The following is a 1,428-nucleotide window of genomic DNA, read 5'->3' as shown; positions in this document are numbered from 1 at the left end:
AAAATCAAGTAAGATTTTCTACCTTTCGAGGTAGGCAGCTTATTGCTTCCATTGAAAAGCCCGACTTTATTGTCGGGTTTTTTGTGCCTGTCTATGTCTATATTTTCAAAGTTTCAAGCTAATAGCCTTTGGGTAGTTTTACCTCTAATTCGATGGGTAAATGGTCAGATACCGGAAACGTTACCACGCCCGCCCTCTTAACCAATAGGCTACGACTCACCAGAATATGATCTAAGGCCTTTTCAGGGCGCCAGCTAGGAAATGAATGAGATACGCCCGGCAAAGTCACCAAGCCGGCTCCTTTTAGCGGAGAGTCATGCAGTATTTTCTCGGCATGGGTATTCATGTCGCCCATCAACACCACATGGTTATAGTCATCAACCAAATCCCGAACAAAACGTAGCTGCTGTTTTTGGGCACTATCGCTGAGCGACAAGTGCATAATCACCAATACGATCGGATCTTCCTCTTTTCCGTACTCGGCAACAATCACGCCTCGGCCAGGTATTAAGCCAGGCAAGCGATGCTCTTCAACCTTGATTGGCCGGAAACGACTTAACAAGCCATTACTATGCTTTGCTACAGGACCAAAATTTCTATTTAACTGCTGATACCAAAACGGCAAACCTGCATTACTCGCAAGGTATTCGACCTGATTAATAAATCCGCTGCGCAAGCTACCGCCATCGACCTCCTGCAAAGCCACCATATCGTACTGACTAATCAGCTCAGCAATTTTATCCAGATTGTCTTGCCGCTTTTTGTGAGGCAAAACGTGCTGCCAACTACGTGTCAGATAGTGACGGTAGGAAGAGGTGGAAATACCCACTTGAATATTGAAGGTTAATAGTCGAATCGTTTTGTCTGTTTCAAGAAACGGGGTCTTTTTCAGTTCTTCAGGGTGCACCTGTTGCGATGCTGCGTTTTGTAGCGACTCATTGATCGGCGTAATCAGTTCACTGATACGATGTTTGATTCGTTGATACATAAACTAGAATTACCCTGTTTCACGACGACTATTCATTACCACATTAATCGGCCTTAACAACAGCATAAGCGGCCCTTATGATTTTCTCAAGGCAAAAAAAATGGGGCTCATCACCCCATTCTTAAAAACGACAAATCCGGCACTAGTTCTTCTTAGCTTCTCGTTCTTTATTAACCAGATAATTCGCAATCTTTACCATATTGCCAAAGCTGCCTGCGTCACGAACACCGATTTTGTATTTGCCATTAACAATCAAAGCCGGTACACCTGTAATACGCAACTTCTTGATCTTGTCTTGAGCTTTTTTGATCGCCTCATCTATCTTGGAAATCTTTCTAAACCCACTGGCCTCAAATACCTTATCAAAGTCTTCAGACTTTATGCCTTTATCCATAAACAAAACTTTTATGTCGTCTACGTCTTTATACTTCTTAGGGTTC

General features: G+C 43.1%; 2 protein-coding genes. Both read right to left on the bottom strand.

Annotated elements, in window-relative coordinates; genetic code table 11:
• Positions 1–118: 118 nt before the first annotated feature.
• Entirely contained in the window at positions 119–988 is an 870-nt protein-coding gene (locus A3766_RS23290; RefSeq protein WP_068509233.1) for an endonuclease/exonuclease/phosphatase family protein, read from the bottom strand.
• Between the two features lie 142 nt (positions 989–1,130).
• Positions 1,131–1,428: DsbA family protein (locus A3766_RS23285; RefSeq protein ID WP_197479701.1), on the bottom strand; the 298-nt coding region annotated here is incomplete at its 5' end.

It is taken from the genome of Oleiphilus sp. HI0132 (assembly GCF_001635845.1).
Note: the sequence above shows the minus strand (reverse complement) of the source record. Positions and strands in the feature narration are given on the sequence as shown.